This window comes from Streptomyces sp. NPDC001890, assembly GCF_042891445.1.
In the GTDB taxonomy this organism is placed as follows: domain Bacteria; phylum Actinomycetota; class Actinomycetes; order Streptomycetales; family Streptomycetaceae; genus Streptomyces.
In genome coordinates this window covers 33,005-48,649 of record NZ_JBIATE010000039.1, presented here as the reverse complement: position 1 = coordinate 48,649, position 15,645 = coordinate 33,005, and the positions used below count along the sequence as shown (strand labels likewise).

At 68.0% G+C, this 15,645-nt stretch carries 16 protein-coding genes and 1 pseudogene; 11 read left to right on the top strand and 6 right to left on the bottom strand.

From position 1 onward, the window contains the following. Positions 1 to 454 precede the first annotated feature (454 nt). Positions 455 to 652 (top strand): hypothetical protein, encoded by a 198-nt coding sequence (locus ACFYY1_RS40005; protein ID WP_388594736.1) that lies wholly within the window; start codon positions 455 to 457, stop codon positions 650 to 652. Here ACFYY1_RS40005 and ACFYY1_RS40000 read toward each other — a convergent pair. Then, positions 635 to 1,078 carry an SDR family oxidoreductase gene (locus tag ACFYY1_RS40000; protein ID WP_388594735.1) on the bottom strand — a complete coding sequence of 148 codons (444 nt, stop codon included), beginning with the start codon at positions 1,076 to 1,078 and terminating at the stop codon, positions 635 to 637. The two genes, ACFYY1_RS40005 and ACFYY1_RS40000, sit on opposite strands and share 18 nt — an antisense overlap. Before the next feature lie 669 nt (positions 1,079 to 1,747). On the opposite strand from ACFYY1_RS40000, the gene ACFYY1_RS39995 reads away from it, so the two are divergent. Then, complete coding sequence (locus ACFYY1_RS39995) at positions 1,748 to 2,035, top strand: hypothetical protein (protein WP_388594733.1); 288 nt, start codon at positions 1,748 to 1,750, stop codon at positions 2,033 to 2,035. A gap of 65 nt (positions 2,036 to 2,100) precedes the next feature. Then, positions 2,101 to 2,571 carry an SMI1/KNR4 family protein gene (locus ACFYY1_RS39990; protein WP_388594731.1) on the top strand — a complete coding sequence of 157 codons (471 nt, stop codon included), beginning with the start codon at positions 2,101 to 2,103 and terminating at the stop codon, positions 2,569 to 2,571. A 693-nt stretch (positions 2,572 to 3,264) separates the two neighbouring features. On the opposite strand, the gene ACFYY1_RS39985 is transcribed toward ACFYY1_RS39990, so the two are convergent. The 3 genes from ACFYY1_RS39985 to ACFYY1_RS39975 form a co-directional block, all read right to left on the bottom strand. Continuing rightward, complete coding sequence (locus ACFYY1_RS39985) at positions 3,265 to 3,930, bottom strand: nitroreductase (protein WP_388594730.1); 666 nt, start codon at positions 3,928 to 3,930, stop codon at positions 3,265 to 3,267. A 177-nt stretch (positions 3,931 to 4,107) separates the two neighbouring features. Continuing rightward, on the bottom strand, positions 4,108 to 4,875 hold the full coding sequence (locus ACFYY1_RS39980) for an MBL fold metallo-hydrolase (protein ID WP_388594728.1): 768 nt from the start codon (positions 4,873 to 4,875) through the stop codon (positions 4,108 to 4,110). After that, positions 4,872 to 5,228: a hypothetical protein gene (locus ACFYY1_RS39975; RefSeq protein WP_388594727.1), complete on the bottom strand. Its 357-nt coding sequence runs from the start codon at positions 5,226 to 5,228 to the stop codon at positions 4,872 to 4,874. Before ACFYY1_RS39975 ends, ACFYY1_RS39980 begins: the two co-directional genes overlap by 4 nt. A 56-nt stretch (positions 5,229 to 5,284) precedes the next feature. On the opposite strand from ACFYY1_RS39975, the gene ACFYY1_RS39970 reads away from it, so the two are divergent. Both ACFYY1_RS39970 and ACFYY1_RS39965 read left to right on the top strand, forming a co-directional pair. Beyond that, positions 5,285 to 6,250 carry an ArsR/SmtB family transcription factor gene (locus ACFYY1_RS39970; protein ID WP_388594726.1) on the top strand — a complete coding sequence of 322 codons (966 nt, stop codon included), beginning with the start codon at positions 5,285 to 5,287 and terminating at the stop codon, positions 6,248 to 6,250. A gap of 88 nt (positions 6,251 to 6,338) precedes the next feature. Further along, the gene (locus tag ACFYY1_RS39965) at positions 6,339 to 6,638 is read left to right on the top strand and encodes a hypothetical protein (protein ID WP_388594724.1); all 300 of its coding nucleotides are present in this window, start codon (positions 6,339 to 6,341) and stop codon (positions 6,636 to 6,638) included. Between the two features lie 520 nt (positions 6,639 to 7,158). Here ACFYY1_RS39965 and ACFYY1_RS39960 read toward each other — a convergent pair. After that, positions 7,159 to 7,296 (bottom strand): hypothetical protein, encoded by a 138-nt coding sequence (locus tag ACFYY1_RS39960; protein WP_388594722.1) that lies wholly within the window; start codon positions 7,294 to 7,296, stop codon positions 7,159 to 7,161. A 246-nt stretch (positions 7,297 to 7,542) separates the two neighbouring features. Between ACFYY1_RS39960 and ACFYY1_RS39955 the strand changes: the two genes are divergently transcribed. The 5 genes from ACFYY1_RS39955 to xdhC all read left to right on the top strand — a co-directional run bounded on the left by ACFYY1_RS39955 (position 7,543) and on the right by xdhC (position 14,495). Continuing rightward, positions 7,543 to 8,046, top strand: a complete 504-nt coding sequence (locus tag ACFYY1_RS39955) for an ATP-binding protein (RefSeq protein WP_388594721.1) — start codon at positions 7,543 to 7,545, stop codon at positions 8,044 to 8,046. A gap of 337 nt (positions 8,047 to 8,383) precedes the next feature. Further along, entirely contained in the window at positions 8,384 to 8,800 is a 417-nt protein-coding gene (locus ACFYY1_RS39950) for a DUF2690 domain-containing protein (RefSeq protein ID WP_388594719.1), read from the top strand. A 994-nt stretch (positions 8,801 to 9,794) separates the two neighbouring features. Continuing rightward, complete coding sequence (locus tag ACFYY1_RS39945) at positions 9,795 to 11,276, top strand: xanthine dehydrogenase small subunit (RefSeq protein ID WP_388594739.1); 1,482 nt, start codon at positions 9,795 to 9,797, stop codon at positions 11,274 to 11,276. Continuing rightward, complete coding sequence (xdhB, locus tag ACFYY1_RS39940) at positions 11,273 to 13,684, top strand: xanthine dehydrogenase molybdopterin binding subunit (RefSeq protein WP_388594718.1); 2,412 nt, start codon at positions 11,273 to 11,275, stop codon at positions 13,682 to 13,684. Before ACFYY1_RS39945 ends, xdhB begins: the two co-directional genes overlap by 4 nt. Before the next feature lies 1 nt (position 13,685). After that, the gene (gene xdhC, locus ACFYY1_RS39935; RefSeq protein WP_388594716.1) at positions 13,686 to 14,495 is read left to right on the top strand and encodes a xanthine dehydrogenase accessory protein XdhC; all 810 of its coding nucleotides are present in this window, start codon (positions 13,686 to 13,688) and stop codon (positions 14,493 to 14,495) included. Between the two features lie 297 nt (positions 14,496 to 14,792). On the opposite strand, the pseudogene ACFYY1_RS39930 reads toward xdhC, so the two are convergent. Beyond that, positions 14,793 to 14,969, bottom strand: a pseudogene (locus ACFYY1_RS39930) (IS21 family transposase); the annotation flags it as partial. A 442-nt stretch (positions 14,970 to 15,411) separates the two neighbouring features. Between ACFYY1_RS39930 and ACFYY1_RS39925 the strand changes: the two are divergent. Then, positions 15,412 to 15,576, top strand: a complete 165-nt coding sequence (locus tag ACFYY1_RS39925) for a hypothetical protein (protein WP_388594715.1) — start codon at positions 15,412 to 15,414, stop codon at positions 15,574 to 15,576. Positions 15,577 to 15,645: the final 69 nt, after the last annotated feature.

Sequence of the window (15,645 nt, the reverse complement as noted above, 5' to 3'; positions counted from 1 at the left end):
ACATGATCAGACGAAGGCCGCCCCCACGTCCGGCGAACCCCCAGGTGAGCGACCCAGTTCGAGACACCGTTCGAGGCCGGAAGATAAAGAGCAAGCTGAGCTTGAGACGGCGATCAGTACTCGGCTCGCCGGCGATGAGGATCCATCGTGAGCGTGGGGACCTGCTTCGGCCACAGCCGGATGCCGGCCGTACGGACCGCCCGGCGCGCTTCGCGGACCCCAGGCCCGGCCGCCGGTCCAGGTGGCGCACTGACGACCTCGCGCCCCATCGGGCCGCCGCTCCCGACGAGGGCTGGGAATCCGCCAGGGAGTCGGCCAGGCCGCGCATTCGCTCCTTCTGTGGCTTATGCGTGTCCACCCGCCCCTTCTGGGAGTCCGTCGAAGCCGGAGACTGTGCTGGGGCCCGCATGGTGCTGAAGCACGTCCACGAGTCGGCCGAGGACGAGGTGTAGCCATGCCCGGCCCCGGCGGGATACCCGACCCGGACGAGAACCGGGTCCTGGTCGAGTGGCTGGAGTGGCAACTACGGCAGGCCCGGAACCGGGTGCGGGAGCTTGAGGACCAGGAGCCGCGGCGCACGAGCGGTCAAGGGATGGACATCAGCAAAATCAAGCCGGTGGTGGACCGCGTCATGTCAGTTGCCAAGATGTGAGCGGCCTACGAGGCGCTCGCGACGGAGCACCCGCGTGGCGAGACCGTTCTCCTTGTCGATCCACGGGGGTGAGGAAGCGGGTAGACGACGCATCGGCTCTGCCGCATGGCCACGGTGTGACTGCCAGGTGGTGACGAACCCGCCGTCGATCGTGACGTCGGAGCCGGCGACCTTGCTTGTCCGGTCGCTCGCCAGCACCAGAACCGCGTCCGCAACCTCGGCCGGCTTCGAGAACCGGCCGGTCACCGCCATCCCTGCGGCCTGCGCGGTCACCTCCTCCGGCGCCATTCCTGTCGCCTGCGAAACGGTGGCTGCGATGCCCTCAACGGCCGACCGCAGACCAATCTTGACGAGGCAGGAACTGACCGTGTTGACGCGGATCCCGCGACCGCCCACCGCCTTGGACACGACTTTGAAGAAGTGCACCAGGGCAGCCGGCTCCGGAGACGACGAGGGCGACGAATTCCGCGCCCGCGAGGGCCGGCGAGAGGTCACCCTGCTCGACGGAACGGTCGGAGAAGACGTCCAAGGCGGCGATCAGCAAGTCCCTGGGCGTGTGGTCCTGTCGGGCTCCATGTCAGAGTCACTGGCCGCGACAGTGCGGCCGCCGCGCTCTTTGCCGCGGTCATTCCGCAGTGCCCCGCCGAACCAGCCGCCGTGCTCGCGGCAGGGATTTCCTGAGCCGGAACGTCGAAGGCCGGCATGGGCCTCTGCCGGGGCATGCCAAAAGAGTTCATGCCTGCTGGGTGAGCCAGTCGCTGAAGCGCGTGCCGATGACCAGGTTGGCGAAGGCGGCATTCTCGTCCTTCTCTGGCGTACGGTCTCCAGCTCCATCACCGCGTCGTGGACGGCGGGCACCATGGTCGTCACCGCCTCGTCATCGACGCCATTCTCGCCATCGGATCGTTCGTCGTCGATGCCCACGGCCGAGGCGGGGGCGGCCAGAACGGGCTCCTTCTCCGAGCCGAAGGACAGCCAGCAGTTTTTGCTGCGGCTTCAGTTCACCGTACTCCTCCAAGACGGCCTGGCACGCGGCCGAGAGGTCTCGGCACCCGGGCACCACAGCCTGCCCTCGATCCGCTCGTAGGGTGCCCGTTGAGTGAGCCCTGCCGCAGCCTCGCCCATGAACCGATCTTCCGGCGTCGGCGATCCGCCCGACACGATGCGGTCTTCGTCCACGGCTACCGTCTTCGCACCGATGAGATCGATCAGCTCGGCTTCCGCGAGTGCGTGGGACAGGTCACCGTGTCCCACGGGATGTTTCAGAGAGTGGTCCGTGACCATTTGAGCAACTATGTCGTCGTGTTCGCCCGCATCGGCGACGGAGTATTGTTCGAGACCGTCCTGTTCGAGAACTCTCCGGATTGGCAGACGACATGGTGAGGGTCGAAGAGCTGGAGGCCGCACTGCCTTCGATGACACGGTGGCGTGTGCCAGGCGGACGCAGCGTGGACTGGACCGCCCTTGAGGCGGGCCTCGGGACGGCGCTGCCCTCGGACTTCCGCTCTCTGGCGGAGGCGTACCCGGTATTTGCCATCGATGATTTCCTCATGGTGTCCCTTCCGACGCCCGGCGCCGAGGCGCCATGGGCGTCCGCGTCCAGGGACGACGAGATCCTTCAGGATCTGTACGAGATGGGCGATACCGAGGACTACGTTCCCTACCCGCAGCCGGGAGGCCTGATCTCCTGGGCGTCGTCCTATTCCGGGGACACTTTCTACTGGAGGACGAGCCCTGTGGATCCGGATGCATGGCCGGTGGTCGTCCGTACGGACAACGCCGAGTGGTTCGAGTTCCCAGTCGGTGCCGTCGAGTTCCTGGCCGGCGTGTACGGGCGCACCATCGATGTGCCGGGCATGCCCAGGAACTTCCCCAGCGACAACCCGAAGGTGCTGGGCCTGAGCGACCGCATCGACTGATCGGCAACCCAGAGGGCGCTATGTGAAGTTGGTGCCCGTGTTGTCCTTTCGCTTGAGGCGATCGGCCTGGCCGCGGGTTCGCTGGTCGGCTATGGCCGCGGCCGGGTGAACAACCCTTGCTCGGTCCGACCAGGATCCCGCGCTTGGTCAGCCGCTTGAGTCTCAGGCGGACGTTGTTGATGTTGTTGGGAGCGATCTCCACGTCCATCGCCTCGCACATCGCCCGCGCCCGCAGCGGGGCGTCGGCTGCGGCGAACACTGCCATGATCTCCCGGCAAGCCGGATGGTCCGGCAGCCACCAGGTACGGGGCCAGCCCGGGAGCAGCACGAGCGGTTCGGCCGAACCGATGCTCACGTAGTGCGGACGGACTCCGTTGACATGGGCGAAGTGGTGGTCGAAGGATTTGGATGGCGCGGGCGTGGTGGGCATGTGGGATCTCCTGCAGGTGCTGCGCCGTCGATGCGCGAAGGAGGCGTGTCCGCCCGGGCCGTGTCAGATCGCGTCGTGTCGGCGGCCCGGGCGCCAAGTTACAGGCTCTGGCTGAGTTCGGTCGTCCGCTTGCGCACGACCGCGTCGCTGGGGGAGTCCGTAGGCCTGGCACAGGGTCTCCTGGTCGGGAAGGGCGTCGAGGCGGGGTGGGTCGAAGGTGCTGTGGGGGCTTGTTGACCGTGCGGTTCTTGACCGTTTGGTGGTCATAGTCCGATGAAGTTCACTGTTTCGGTCATGTCTGCCCGTCCGGTGCGTAGTGGTGGGGTGCCTTCCTTCTCGAATCCCACCGAGACGCCGCAGAGCAGTACGTGTCCGTTGTCGGCCCCGACTGCCTGGCTGACGGTCTTGTGGTACATCGTCCACATCACCTGGGGGCAGCTGTGCAGACCTTCCGCCCTCAGCAGCAGCATGACCGTCTGCAGGTACATGCCTGTGTCCGCCCACTGCCCGGGGCCCATCGTCGGGTCGAGGTAGCAGAACAGTACGAGTGGTGCCCCGAATGCCTCCGTGTTCAGGGCGGCGATCTTCATGGGCCGGTCGGGGTCGTCGCGTTCGATGCCCAATGCCCTGTACCGCTGGGTGGCTGCGGCGGCGAAGCGGTCCTTGTACGGCGAGGCCAGTTCGGCCGGGTACATGGGGTACTCCCGTTCGTCGCCCGGGTCGCCTGCCAGTGCCCTGCCCGTCGCGCGTCTCTTCAGTTCGGCCAGGGGCTCGCCGGCCACGACGTAGACGTGCCAGGGTTGGAGGTTCCCGCTGGACGGAGCCCGTGTCGCTGCGGTCAGCACTCGTTCGAGAGCCTCCTGGGGTACCGGCTCGTCCCTGAACGCCCGCACGGCCCGGCGGCCGTCCACGGCTTCATACACATCCACGTGGTTCTCGTCCTCTCACTCGACGTAGTCCAATTCCTTGGCGCTGGGGCCGCCGAGATCCCGTGGCCCTTGAGTCGGCGACAGAACACTGATGGAAGACAGCTTCTTGCTCTGTGCGGCCGACGGCCGGCGCCCGCCGGGGTCAGAGGTCTCCGAGGCGCAGTCGGCCAAGGGGATCTACGGGCACCGATTCTGTTGGAGGTAGCTCTGTGTCAGTTCGAGCAGGCGGCTCCGGTCGAAGCTGCGGCCGTGGCCCGGGTGGACGACGGACAGGTCCAGGTCCGCGAGGTGCTCCATGCTGTGCCGGTAGGCGGAGCGGACCGATTCAGGGAGGTCATCGATGAGGTGGCCGTCGTAGACCACATCCCCCGTGTACAGCGCGCCGGTGCGCTCCTCGTGGAGGGCGATGCATCCGGGTGTGTGGCCAGGCAGGTGGATGACCGTCAGCGTTCGGCCACCCAGGTCGATGACGTCCCCGTCGTGAAGACGGCGGGTCACCGTCAGTGGAGCCACGCTGTAGGCGCGCGGGTCGTATCCAGGGCCCGGGAGAGAATCGATCAGCAGGTCCGGCAGGTACTCCTCCGCCGGGACGATGCCGATTCTGTTGTAGAGCTCGGTGGTGTACAGGCTCGCGGGTATGCCGCGCGCGAGCGCGTCGGCGGCAGCAGTGTGGGCGGCTTGTTCGCGGAACTCGCCCGCTCCTCCGACATGGTCCAGATGGGCATGGGTGAGGATCACCAGCGGATCCCGCTCGAACAGCTGCGGGATCTCCGCGCTCAGGGAGGCCACGCCCAAACCCGCGTCCACGACGATGTCGCGGTCTGCTCCACGCAACCACCACAAGTTGGCCCGCAGCAGCTTGTCGACATGCGGTTCGGTGATCCGGACGACTCCGTCACCCAGTTCGTGCAGCTCATACCAGCAGCCCGTGACCACCCCGATCATCCGCCGTTCCCCCGCAGAGTCTCGCCGCTCCCCGCTGTGAGCAGGCGGTGGCCGTACTCCACGGACTTCCGGTTCAGCTCGAAGGGCAGTTCCTCCGCGTCGGCCAGGACCTTGCGGCGACCGGGATGTGGGGCGAACGTGACCCGAGCGGGGGCCGCCGCGGTCACGTCCGCATCCGTCAGCTCGTAAGAGCCGACGCCCGCCCCGACATCGACTACGGTGCGAGGCCCAGCCATAGCGTTGCGGATCAGTTCGGCCAGGCGCGGGGCGGGTTTGCGGACCTGCTGGTAGCCGACACCGATACGGTCGTACGTCGCCGTCGCCGGGCTTCCCCCGGCAGCAGAAGCAGTCATGCGCCGGATCACATCAGGCTGTTCACCCACCACGCGAAAGATTTAGTGTGGGCCGAATGTTGCTGCTCCGGCTCGACGTCGACGACCTGGCCTCGGTCCGGTTCGCGTATTCACCCCTCACCGAGACCGTCCTGAGCCTGTGGGCGTGGCACAACCCGGCGCGGCATGCCGAACACCAGCCCTTTCTCCGTCAGTCCGCCCCGCTGCTGAGACAGCTCGACTGGCCCTTGCTGCAGGCACTGGTCGGCCCACGTCGACGGATTCCCGACTTCGTCACCCCGCATCCGACGACGTCCACCCCCGACATCGATGACGAGTTCGCGGCGCTGCGGGCGACACCGACCGAACGCATGATGCCCGAACTGCTCCAGGCCGCCAGCGGCAGAGAGCTGGACCCGAATCTCCAGCAGGTGTACGACGCACCTCGGCGCCTCCTCGCGCGGATCACCGACGCCCTCCACGCCTACTGGGCGCTCGTGATCGCACCGCATTGGCCGCGGATGCGCGCCGTTCTTCGGGCCGACGTCCTCCACCGGGCCCGCCGCCTGACCGACGAGGGCGCGGCCGCCCTCTTCCCGGACATCGACCCGGGGCTGTGCTGGGAGGCCGGCACGCTCAGTGTGGACACTCTGTGCGACGAGCCCCGCGATGAAGCCGTGGACGGACGCGGGGTGATCCTCACCCCGTCCCTGTTCAGCCACCACACCAGCACCCTCGTCAATCCCGCGCTGCCGCCGAGGATCCTCTACCCCGCGCGAGGCCGGGCCACGGTCTGGCACACCGAAACGGCCGCTCCACCCCAAGCCCTGGCAGACCTCCTCGGCAGTACCCGTGCCCGCATCCTGACACTTCTCGCCGAGCCCGCGAGCACCACGGACCTGGCCCGCCGACTCGCGCTCAGTCAGGGAGCGGTGAACCAGCACCTCGGCATCCTGCACCGGACCGGTCTGGTCACCCGGGCCCGGCACGGGCACCTCGTCCTGTACCTGCGCGCCCCTCTCGGCGATCAGCTCGTGACATGACGGGACCGCGGTCGCTGGTCCGGCGTCGGCGGCAGTTGATCGATGGCATACGGTTCCGGGTCCGGGCCAGACGAAGATCTTCGGCAAGATGGATCGCGCCGAGGACGTACCCGCCGACTACGCCGCCGGCTGGACGGCCTTCGCGTCGCTCAACCTCGTCCGCTCGGATCCCGCCGGAACGGCAGAGATCATGTTCCGCATGGTCACCGACGGCGACCGCAAGAAGGTCCACTACTACTCGGGCCCGGACGGCGAGGCGATCTTGCGAGTGAAGCAACTCCTCGGCCAGGACTGGTACTTCGAGGAGCTCAGCGCCCGCAACCGCGGCCAGGCCAGCCCCCTGTGGACCGCGGTAATGCCGACACCGGTCGCCGCGCCCGCCGGATAGCGGGAGCGGAGCGATGGCGCCGGAGTCCCGCCTCGCCTGGGCACGGCGCCTCACCGACGTGTGAACGGGCGATGGCTCACGCGCCCCACTCCCGCCCGGCTCGGCCCGGATCCGATCCGCCGCCTCCCGCAGCCCCACGACCGACGGCATCCCGCCCTCCCGGAGCGACGCCACGGCACGCCTTCACTCCCTGGGGCCGCCGCCCTCAAGCCTGAACAGCGGAAGAGCAGCCCCCGAGTCCCTGAAGACCAACAGTTGCTGAAACCGGATCCGGATCTCACACTCCTGCGTCACCCGGCATCTTCCTCATGCCGGGGGTAACCTTCCGGCGCCGCTGACCTCCAGTCAGCGCGGTGTGCCCGTGGCCGTCACGCGCCCGACGGCCACGGGCATTACTGCATCGCCGAAGGCGACTACGTCGTCGGACAGTGGGAGGACGGCGGCACCCACACCGGGCCGGTCGTCTTCGACGACCTCCCCATCGGCTCCGCCCCCGCGGGATCCGGCAAGACACTCCGCTTCACCGGTAGGTCGTCCGCATCTCCCGCTCACGATCGGGCAGGCCTTGGCCGAGCGCAGCCCGCTGCCGGGCCCGGCGCAGAGAGCCGGGCCGGTGGGCCTCCAGCGCGACCAGTGCGCCCTTCAGATCGTTCAGCACACCGGCAGTCTCCACCGGCAGTATCCACCGGCGTACCGGCCTCCCGCGGCTGGGTTTCACACCTTCACCAGTATCGACGCGCGAGACGCGGCGTCGGTGCGGGAAAGGAGCAGGCCGGTCAAGCGCACGGACGAGGGCGGGGCGGGCACGGGCGGCTGGCGGCGGCGGCCGGGAACAGGAAGCTCCGGACAGGCCCGCAGTGGCAGACTGCCGTAGAAATGCCAAGGGTGGTGAGGGGAGTTGGGGGTGGTCGAGAGCTTCGCTCCGGTGGACTTCCTGCTGGTGGGGCTCACCGGCCCGGGAAAGACGACCTACGCCCGGCGGGTGCTGGAGCCCCGGGGAACCGTGCGGCTGTCGGTGGACGAGGTGGTCTTCCAGCGGTACGGCAGGTACGGCATCGACTACCCGGAGAACACCTACTTCGAGAAGGAGGCCTCGGTCCTTGCCGAGCTGCACCGGCGGCCGGCCGAGCTGGTTGCGGAGGGCCGAGACGTGGTGTGGGACCACGGGCTGTGGCCGCGCAAGGACCGCGACGCGATGACGGAGCCGGTGGAGTCGGCCGGCGGGCGGTGGAGGCTGCTGTATTTACCGGTCGGGCGTGATGAGTTGCTGCGTCGCCTGGCGGAGCGCAATGAGCGCGGGGACGCGAACTCGTTGCTCGTGACGCCACAGGCCCTGGACGACTTCTTCGGCCGGTTCGAGGAACCTCAGGGGGAGGGCCAGGAGATCGTGGAGCCGGACTGTCTCTGAGGCGCCGGAAAGCGCCGGACGGTGGTGATCGTGCCGGTTTCGGCGGGCCAGCCGTCCGGGTGGCGGTCGAAGGTGACGCGGGCGGAAGACCGGGCGGGGGCCGGAGATGCCGATCCGGCCGGAGTGTTGTGGGCCCGTGCGTTCTTGAGGTCCTTCGGTCTGAGCGGAGGTGCGTGCGGGGGCGCGCCGCGGAGTTGCCGGTCCCCGTCCACGTCGTCGAGTGACTCGTTTCGGTGAACTCACCGCGGCACGTCTAGCACGGAGGCCCGGGATTTCACTAATAAAGGTGTCTGAACACTTTTGCCTGCCTCGGCGGGCCCGAAGAGATGGGGTGTCCATGAGCGTCCGACGCTGGGCGATGGCGGCAGTGGCTGCGTTCGCGTTCATCGGTAGCGGTATCGCTGTTTCACCGGCAGACGCCGCAGCGACGTGCCGTGGCAACGCCTGCGACGGGAAGAATCCGCATACGACCGGTTGCGACAAGGATGCCCGCAACCTCGGAGACCCGATCCGCGCCAGCGGCGGGCCCGCCGTACAACTGCGGACCTCCTCGCGTTGCAGCGCGGCCTGGGTCACCATCGAAAAGGGCGACCACGCCTGGAAAGGCTGGATCCAGATCAAGGGCGGTGCGCTGTACCACGTGAACGCGACCACTTCACGCCCCGCGTACTCCCTCATGGTCGGCACCAGCCACGCCTACCGCGCGTGCAAGAAGGACTCCGACGGCGGCCAGATCTGCGGCGCCTGGCACTGAGCGGCGCCACGAAGGCGGGGCGGCCCCGGCCGTACTGCGTCCCGTCATGGGGACCGGGGCCTGTCCCGCACACTCCATCCCGGCGCGGGCCACAGCGAGCCCAACGGGTGAGCCGAGAGCCCCTGCACGAGTCTCCGCCGGCCCGACTCACCGGCCGGGACGGGGCACCACAACGGGCACGGCACCGAGACTGCCATGAGGCGTTCACGCGGCTGGCTTCCGCACCCGAGAGGTGTCGCGAGCGACGTCTTCTCCCCGCACTGTCATCACCGCCCAGGACGCGGGCTGTGTTGGCCTCGGTGGGCCTGGCGGTGAGACCGAGAAGCCAGCGAAGGTCTCGACACCACTCTTCCCTTCCAACTGGGCGAGCAGCGCCGCTGCTGCCACGCCGCGAGCAAATTCACTCGCGGTCCGGACCACACGGTTCTGCGCGCGACCGACCGAGGACGACCATCGCTGAACTGAAGCACGTCACCGTTCTCGCCCGAACTGCCGCCGGCGCGCTCGGCTTCACCACGTACCTCCTTGCGAGTTCCTCCCGGCTGAGCCGGGGGTATGAACAGAGCGCCTCGTGGCGCACACGACCTGTTCGACCACACAGCGGCGACGCGCCAGCCGAGAATCCGATCGGCTCCTGAGAGCCCGAGGTCAACCTCTTGACCTCTGTGACCAGAGCCACTACTTTGCGGTAATCGTCGAACCATGACTACCGGAAGGAGGCGACCAGCGGATGTACACCAGCTCCGACCTCGGTCGCCTCGCCCAGTGCACGGCCTGGGTTCCGGGTCGGATCGCGCACGGCTGCTGAGCACGCCGTTCTGATGTGCCCGGTCGTGGCACATTCCGGGATTTCCCTTACCACCTTCCAGCACGTCGCTGTCACGTGCCTTTCTGCGCCCGCCCCTCTCACGTGGCGCGACTGAACACAGAAAGCTGCCTGAAAATTGGCGAACATGATGAATCGACCGATCACGCTCCGAAGCGAAGGCCTGTCATGGTAGCGGCGCGGATCACGGTCAACGGAAAAGAAGCACCGATTTCACCGGCCGCGCCCCACACCACAGCGCTGGATTTCCTGCGCGAGCGTGGCCTCACCGGAACGAAGGAGGGTTGCGCCGAGGGTGAATGCGGCGCCTGCTCGGTCCTGGTGGCCCGTCCCGGAGTGAACAAGCCCACCGAGTGGGTGGCGGTCAACGCCTGCCTGATCCCGGTCGCGGCGCTCGACGGTCAGGAGATCATCACCTCCGAGGGGCTCGCCACAGCTGGCGAACCCGGCAAGCCGCCCACCCTGCACCCGGTGCAGGAGGAGATGGCGGTGCGCGGCGGCTCCCAATGCGGGTACTGCACGCCGGGATTCATCTGCAGTATGGCCGCCGAGTACTACCGACCCACGCGCTGCGCGCACGCGGACTCGGCCGACAGTACGGGCTCGGAGGACAGCACTGACGCCGAACACGGTCCGAACGGTTTCGACCTGCACGCCCTGAGCGGAAACCTGTGCCGCTGCACGGGATATCGCCCCATTCGCGATGCCGCGTTCGCCGTCGGTGCACCCACCGAGGAGGATCCGCTGGCGCAGCGTCGCGAGCAGTCCCCGCCCGCACCGGCTGCCACCGAGTACATCCAGGACAGCAGTGTTTTCCTCCGGAAGAGCACCCTGGCCGAAACGCTGGAGTTGCTGCGCGAGCGGCCCGATGCGGTGGTGGTCGCCGGCTCCACCGACTGGGGCGTCGAGGTCAATATCCGTGCCCGTAGGGCGGACTGTGTGGTCGCCATCGACCGGCTGTCCGAATTGCGGGAGCTGCGAGTCGAATCCGACCACATCGAGATCGGGGCGGCGCTGACGCTCACCGAGATCGAACGCCGTCTCGACGGCGACGTCCCGCTGCTGGCCGAGCTGTTCCCGCAGTTCGCATCCCGGCTCATCCGCAACGGCGCCACCCTCGGGGGCAACCTGGGTACCGGCTCTCCCATCGGTGACAGCCCGCCGGTACTGCTCGCGCTGGAGGCGTCGGTGGTGCTCACCGATGCCGACGGTGAGCGCGAGGTCCCGTTGGCGGACTACTTCACCGGTTACCGGCAGAGCGTGCGCCGTCCGGGCGAGCTGATCCGCTCGGTGCGTATCCCGCTGCCTCTGTCGCAGGTCGTGGCCTTCCATAAGATCGCCAAGCGGCGCTTCGACGACATCTCCAGCGTGGCAGTCGCTTTCGCGCTCGACATCGAGGACGGCATCGTCCGCAAGGCACGCATCGGCCTGGGCGGCGTGGCCGCGACCCCGATCCGTTCCCTCGCCACCGAGGCGGCACTGGAGGGCAAGCCGTGGGTGGCGGAGACCGTCGAGGCCGCGGCCCGGGCGCTGCGGGGTGAGGGCACGCCGATGAACGATCACCGCGCCAGCGCGCTCTACCGTTCCGCGATGCTGGGCCAGAGCCTGCTGAAGCTGTACGCGCAAACCACTGAGGCGGTGTCGTCATGAGTCATTTGTCCGAGCGCCCTGAGAAGCCTGTCGTCGGCGTATCGATGCCGCACGAGAGTGCCACCCTGCACGTCACCGGGAGCGCGCTCTACACCGACGACCTGGTCTGTCGCACCAAGGACGCGCTGCATGCCTACCCGGTCCAGGTCATGAAGGCCCATGGCAGGATCACCGCGCTGCGCACCGAGCCTGCGCTCGCCGTGCCCGGTGTGGTCCGTGTCCTGACCGGTGCCGACGTGCCGGGCGTCAACGATGCCGGGATGAAGCATGACGAGCCGCTGTTCCCCGACGAGGTCATGTTCTACGGCCACGCCGTCGCCTGGGTGCTCGCTGAGACCCTGGAGGCGGCCCGGCTCGGTGCGGCGGCCGTCGAGGTGGAACTCGACGAACTGCCCTCCGTGGTCACGCTGCAGGACGCCATCGCGGCCGACAGTTTTCACGGCGCTCGGCCCGTGATGCTGACCGGCGACGTCGACGCCGGCTTCGCCGACTCCGCGCACGTGTTCACCGGCGAGTTCCAGTTCTCCGACCAGGAACACTTCTACCTTGAGACGCATGCGGCGCTGGCCCATGCCGACGAGGCCGAACAGGTGTTCATCCAGAGCAGCACCCAGCATCCTTCGGAGACCCAGGAAATCGTCGCGCACGTGCTCGGCCTGCACAGCCACGAGGTGACCGTGCAGTGTCTGCGGATGGGCGGCGGCTTCGGCGGGAAGGAGATGCAGCCGCACGGGTTCGCGGCCGTCGCCGCGCTCGGCGCCAGGCTGACCGGCCGACCGGTTCGGCTGCGGCTCAACCGTACGCAGGATCTGACCATGTCCGGTAAGCGTCACGGGTTCCACGCCCAGTGGAAGATCGGCTTCGACGCCGACGGCCGCATCCGGGCGTTGGAAGCCACCCTGACCGCGGACGGTGGCTGGAGCCTGGATCTTTCCGAGCCGGTGGTGGCCCGTGCGCTGTGCCACATCGACAACACCTACTGGATTCCCAACGCGCGCATCGCCGGTCGCATCGCCAAGACCAACAAGGTCTCCAACACCGCCTTCCGCGGCTTCGGCGGACCGCAGGGCATGCTGGTGATCGAGGACATCATGGGCCGGTGCGCGCCGCTGCTCGGCCTGGACCCGATCGAATTGCGGGAGCGCAACTTCTACCAGAAGGGGCAGGCGACTCCGTACGGACAGCCGGTCGTCCATCCCGAACGCATCTCAGCCGTCTGGCAGAAGGTCCAGGACAATGGCGGCATCGCCGATCGCAAGCGCGAGATCGCCGCGTTCAACGCCGCACACCCGAACACCAAGCGGGCACTCGCGGTCACCGGCGTCAAGTTCGGAATCTCGTTCAACCTCACCGCCTTCAACCAGGGCGGCGCGCTGGTGCTGATCTACAAGGACGGTTCGGTCCTGATCAACCACGGCGGCACCGAGATGGGCCAGGGCCTGCACACCAAGATGCTTCAGGTGGCCGCGACCACGCTGGGTATCCCGCTGTACAAGGTGCGGCTGGCCCCGACGCGAACCGACAAGGTGCCCAACACCTCTGCCACCGCCGCCAGTTCCGGGGCGGACCTCAACGGTGCGGCGGTGAAGAACGCCTGCGAGCAGTTGCGCGAGCGGCTGCTGCAGGTGGCCGCCTCGCAGCTGGGCTCGAATGCCTCGGATGTGCGCATCGTCGAGGGTGTCGCGCGTACCTTGGGCAGCGACAAGCAGCTGGCCTGGGACGATCTGGTGCGCACCGCGTACTTCCAGCGCGTCCAGTTGTCGGCGGCCGGCTTCTACCGGACCGAGGGACTGCACTGGGACGCGAAGACGTTCAGGGGCTCGCCGTTCAAATACTTCTCCCATGGCGCCGCCGCGGCCGAGGTGGAGGTGGACGGCTTCACCGGCGCCTACCGCATCCGGCGGGTGGACATCGTGCACGATGTCGGCGACAGCCTGTCCCCGATGATCGACATCGGTCAGGTCGAGGGTGGCTTCGTGCAGGGGGCGGGCTGGCTGACGCTTGAGGACATGCGCTGGGACGCCACTGACGGGCCGAACCGCGGCCGGCTGCTGACCCAGGCCGCGAGCACCTACAAGCTGCCGAGCTTCTCGGAGATGCCCGAGGAGTTCAACGTCACGCTTCTGGAGAACGCCACCGAAGAGGGCTCGGTGTACGGGTCCAAGGCGGTGGGTGAGCCTCCGCTGATGCTGGCGTTCTCGGTGCGCGAGGCATTGCGGCAGGCCGCCGCCGAGTTCGGACCGCGCGGGGTCGGCGTCGAGTTGGCTTCGCCCGCAACCCCGGAGGCGGTGTACTGGGCGATCCAAGCGGCTCGCTCGGACGATGCCTCCCGGAACGGTCATGCCCGTGACGGACACGCCGCCGACGGCGAGATCCGATCCGACGCAAAAGCGCTGAACGGTGCCTGACATGACGTGGGTTGCCGCGGTCGCACGGTTGCGAGCGCGCCGGGAGTCCGGCGTACTGGTCACCGTTGCGACCGTGCGCGGCCATGCCCCGCGCGATGCCGGTGCGAAGCTCGTCGTGGGGCAGACCGAGACGTGGGGTTCGATCGGTGGCGGCAATGTCGAGGCCGTAGCCATCGATCGGGCCCGGGAGATACTCGCCGTGTCCAAGCCCGTGCCGGAGCTGATTGATTTCGCTTTGAACGACAAGGTGACCAACCAGCATGGCGTGCAATGCTGTGGTGGCACGGTCTCGGTGCTGCTCGAACCGCTGCCGGTGGTACGGGCAGTCGCGGTCTTCGGCGTCGGGCACGTCGGGCTGGAACTGGCGCGCATCCTGGCACGCCAGGACCTCGACCTCCACCTGATCGACACCCGCTCCGACATCCTCACCGAGAAGCGGCTCGACGTACTGGCAGACGCGGTGGCGCAGGTACGCGTGCATCACACGCCTCTGCTGCCCGAGGAGGTGCTGGAAGAGTTGCCGCACGGCACCCACGTCCTGATCATGACCCATGATCATGCCGAGGACGCGGCTCTGTGCGACGCCGCCTTGCGTACAACCCATCTCGGCTCCATCGGACTGATCGGCTCGGCGGCCAAGTGGGTGCGGTTTCGCAAACGCCTCGCCTCCGAGGGCGGCCACGACGAGGCCATCATCGATCGGATCAAGACCCCGATCGGGCTGGCCGACATCACGGGCAAGGAACCCGCGACGATTGCCGTGAGCGTCGCTGCAGATTTGCTGCGTACCTTCGAATCCGAAGGCAACTGACCCCCTACCCTGGATCGAAGCGGTGCCCCGCGCTTGTGAGAACGCACACATGCGGGGCACCCATTCGGCATGACTGCGCCCGCCACTTCAACAAGCATCTGCTTCACCAAGGCAGGAACCCGCTTACGCCCTTCGACGACCCGAACGCCCTCCTGCGCAAATTGTTGGAGATCTTGGTGAGCGAGACAGCGGTGGTACGGAGTCGGCTTGAGGTTTCCACGAGCCAGTCCCGCGCGCCCTGTGTGCTCGGGGTCGGTGAGGGGCCGACGGCGAAGCCGGCAGCGGGGCATGCTGTGCGACGATTTCGCCGCCAGAGGTGAAGACGGTGATCTGGTCGTTTCCGGCCTGCACAGCGACCTGATGGTCGATCGCCGCAAAGCCGACGGATTCGCCGCAGATGTCGACGCGGACGTGGTGGTCGCGGCCCAGCCAGGTCTGAAAGCGCCACCAGGTCGACGGCGACCGCTCAAGCACCCCAGGTCAAGGCACCGACCAGCCCAGAGATGGCTTGTCGCACGATCTGACATGGACGTTCCGTGGAGCAGGGGGACGTGCGCGTCGGTGAGCCACAGGTCGCACTGGGACAGCTCACCCGGCCGTCAGACCGTGCGGAAGACCGGATCGACCGCTTGACCGACCGCTACCTCGGCATTCAGGGGCACTGCATGTTCGGGATCTGTCCGGGTGCTTGATCCCGTGAGACCGAGGGCCGACAGCGGTCAGCCGCAGTCACAGCTGGTGCGACGGAGAACGGCGGCCACACCATGGCGGTGGCGGTTCGGGAGACGCGCACCGTCCTGCCGCCCACCGCGACGGCGTGCAGCGCAGGCTTCGACGGCGGCTCGGGCTGTTGTGGCGGTGGTGTTCTTGCCTGGAGACATACGTCGATGGCCGCGTCCGGCGCGTCGATGTTGAGATGCTGGAGCGGACGACGGACTACAGACGGTGGCTGCGCGGCTGCGTGCGGCGCCAGCCGGATGTCGGTGAGCGGGTCGGCTCGGAGGCCGAGCACACCCAGGACGGACTGCAGGGCATCGTCGATCCATTCATCGATCCCGATGCAGGAGCGGGCCCCCGGTGAACACCGCGGCAGCGGCCGCGCATAGCAGCGCCAGAGCGGGGTACCGACGCCCCCGCAAGCCGCGGGGAG

Coding starts and splice junctions, on each gene's coding strand:
- ACFYY1_RS39975 (WP_388594727.1), bottom strand. CDS start 5,228: ATGACTGCTTCTGCTGCCGGGGGAAGCCCGGCGACGGCGACGTACGAC.
- ACFYY1_RS39965 (WP_388594724.1), top strand. CDS start 6,339: ATGGATCGCGCCGAGGACGTACCCGCCGACTACGCCGCCGGCTGGACG.
- ACFYY1_RS39950 (WP_388594719.1), top strand. CDS start 8,384: ATGAGCGTCCGACGCTGGGCGATGGCGGCAGTGGCTGCGTTCGCGTTC.
- ACFYY1_RS40005 (WP_388594736.1), top strand. CDS start 455: ATGCCCGGCCCCGGCGGGATACCCGACCCGGACGAGAACCGGGTCCTG.
- ACFYY1_RS39945 (WP_388594739.1), top strand. CDS start 9,795: ATGGTAGCGGCGCGGATCACGGTCAACGGAAAAGAAGCACCGATTTCA.
- xdhB (WP_388594718.1), top strand. CDS start 11,273: ATGAGTCATTTGTCCGAGCGCCCTGAGAAGCCTGTCGTCGGCGTATCG.
- xdhC (WP_388594716.1), top strand. CDS start 13,686: ATGACGTGGGTTGCCGCGGTCGCACGGTTGCGAGCGCGCCGGGAGTCC.
- ACFYY1_RS39970 (WP_388594726.1), top strand. CDS start 5,285: ATGTTGCTGCTCCGGCTCGACGTCGACGACCTGGCCTCGGTCCGGTTC.
- ACFYY1_RS39980 (WP_388594728.1), bottom strand. CDS start 4,875: ATGATCGGGGTGGTCACGGGCTGCTGGTATGAGCTGCACGAACTGGGT.
- ACFYY1_RS39925 (WP_388594715.1), top strand. CDS start 15,412: ATGCTGGAGCGGACGACGGACTACAGACGGTGGCTGCGCGGCTGCGTG.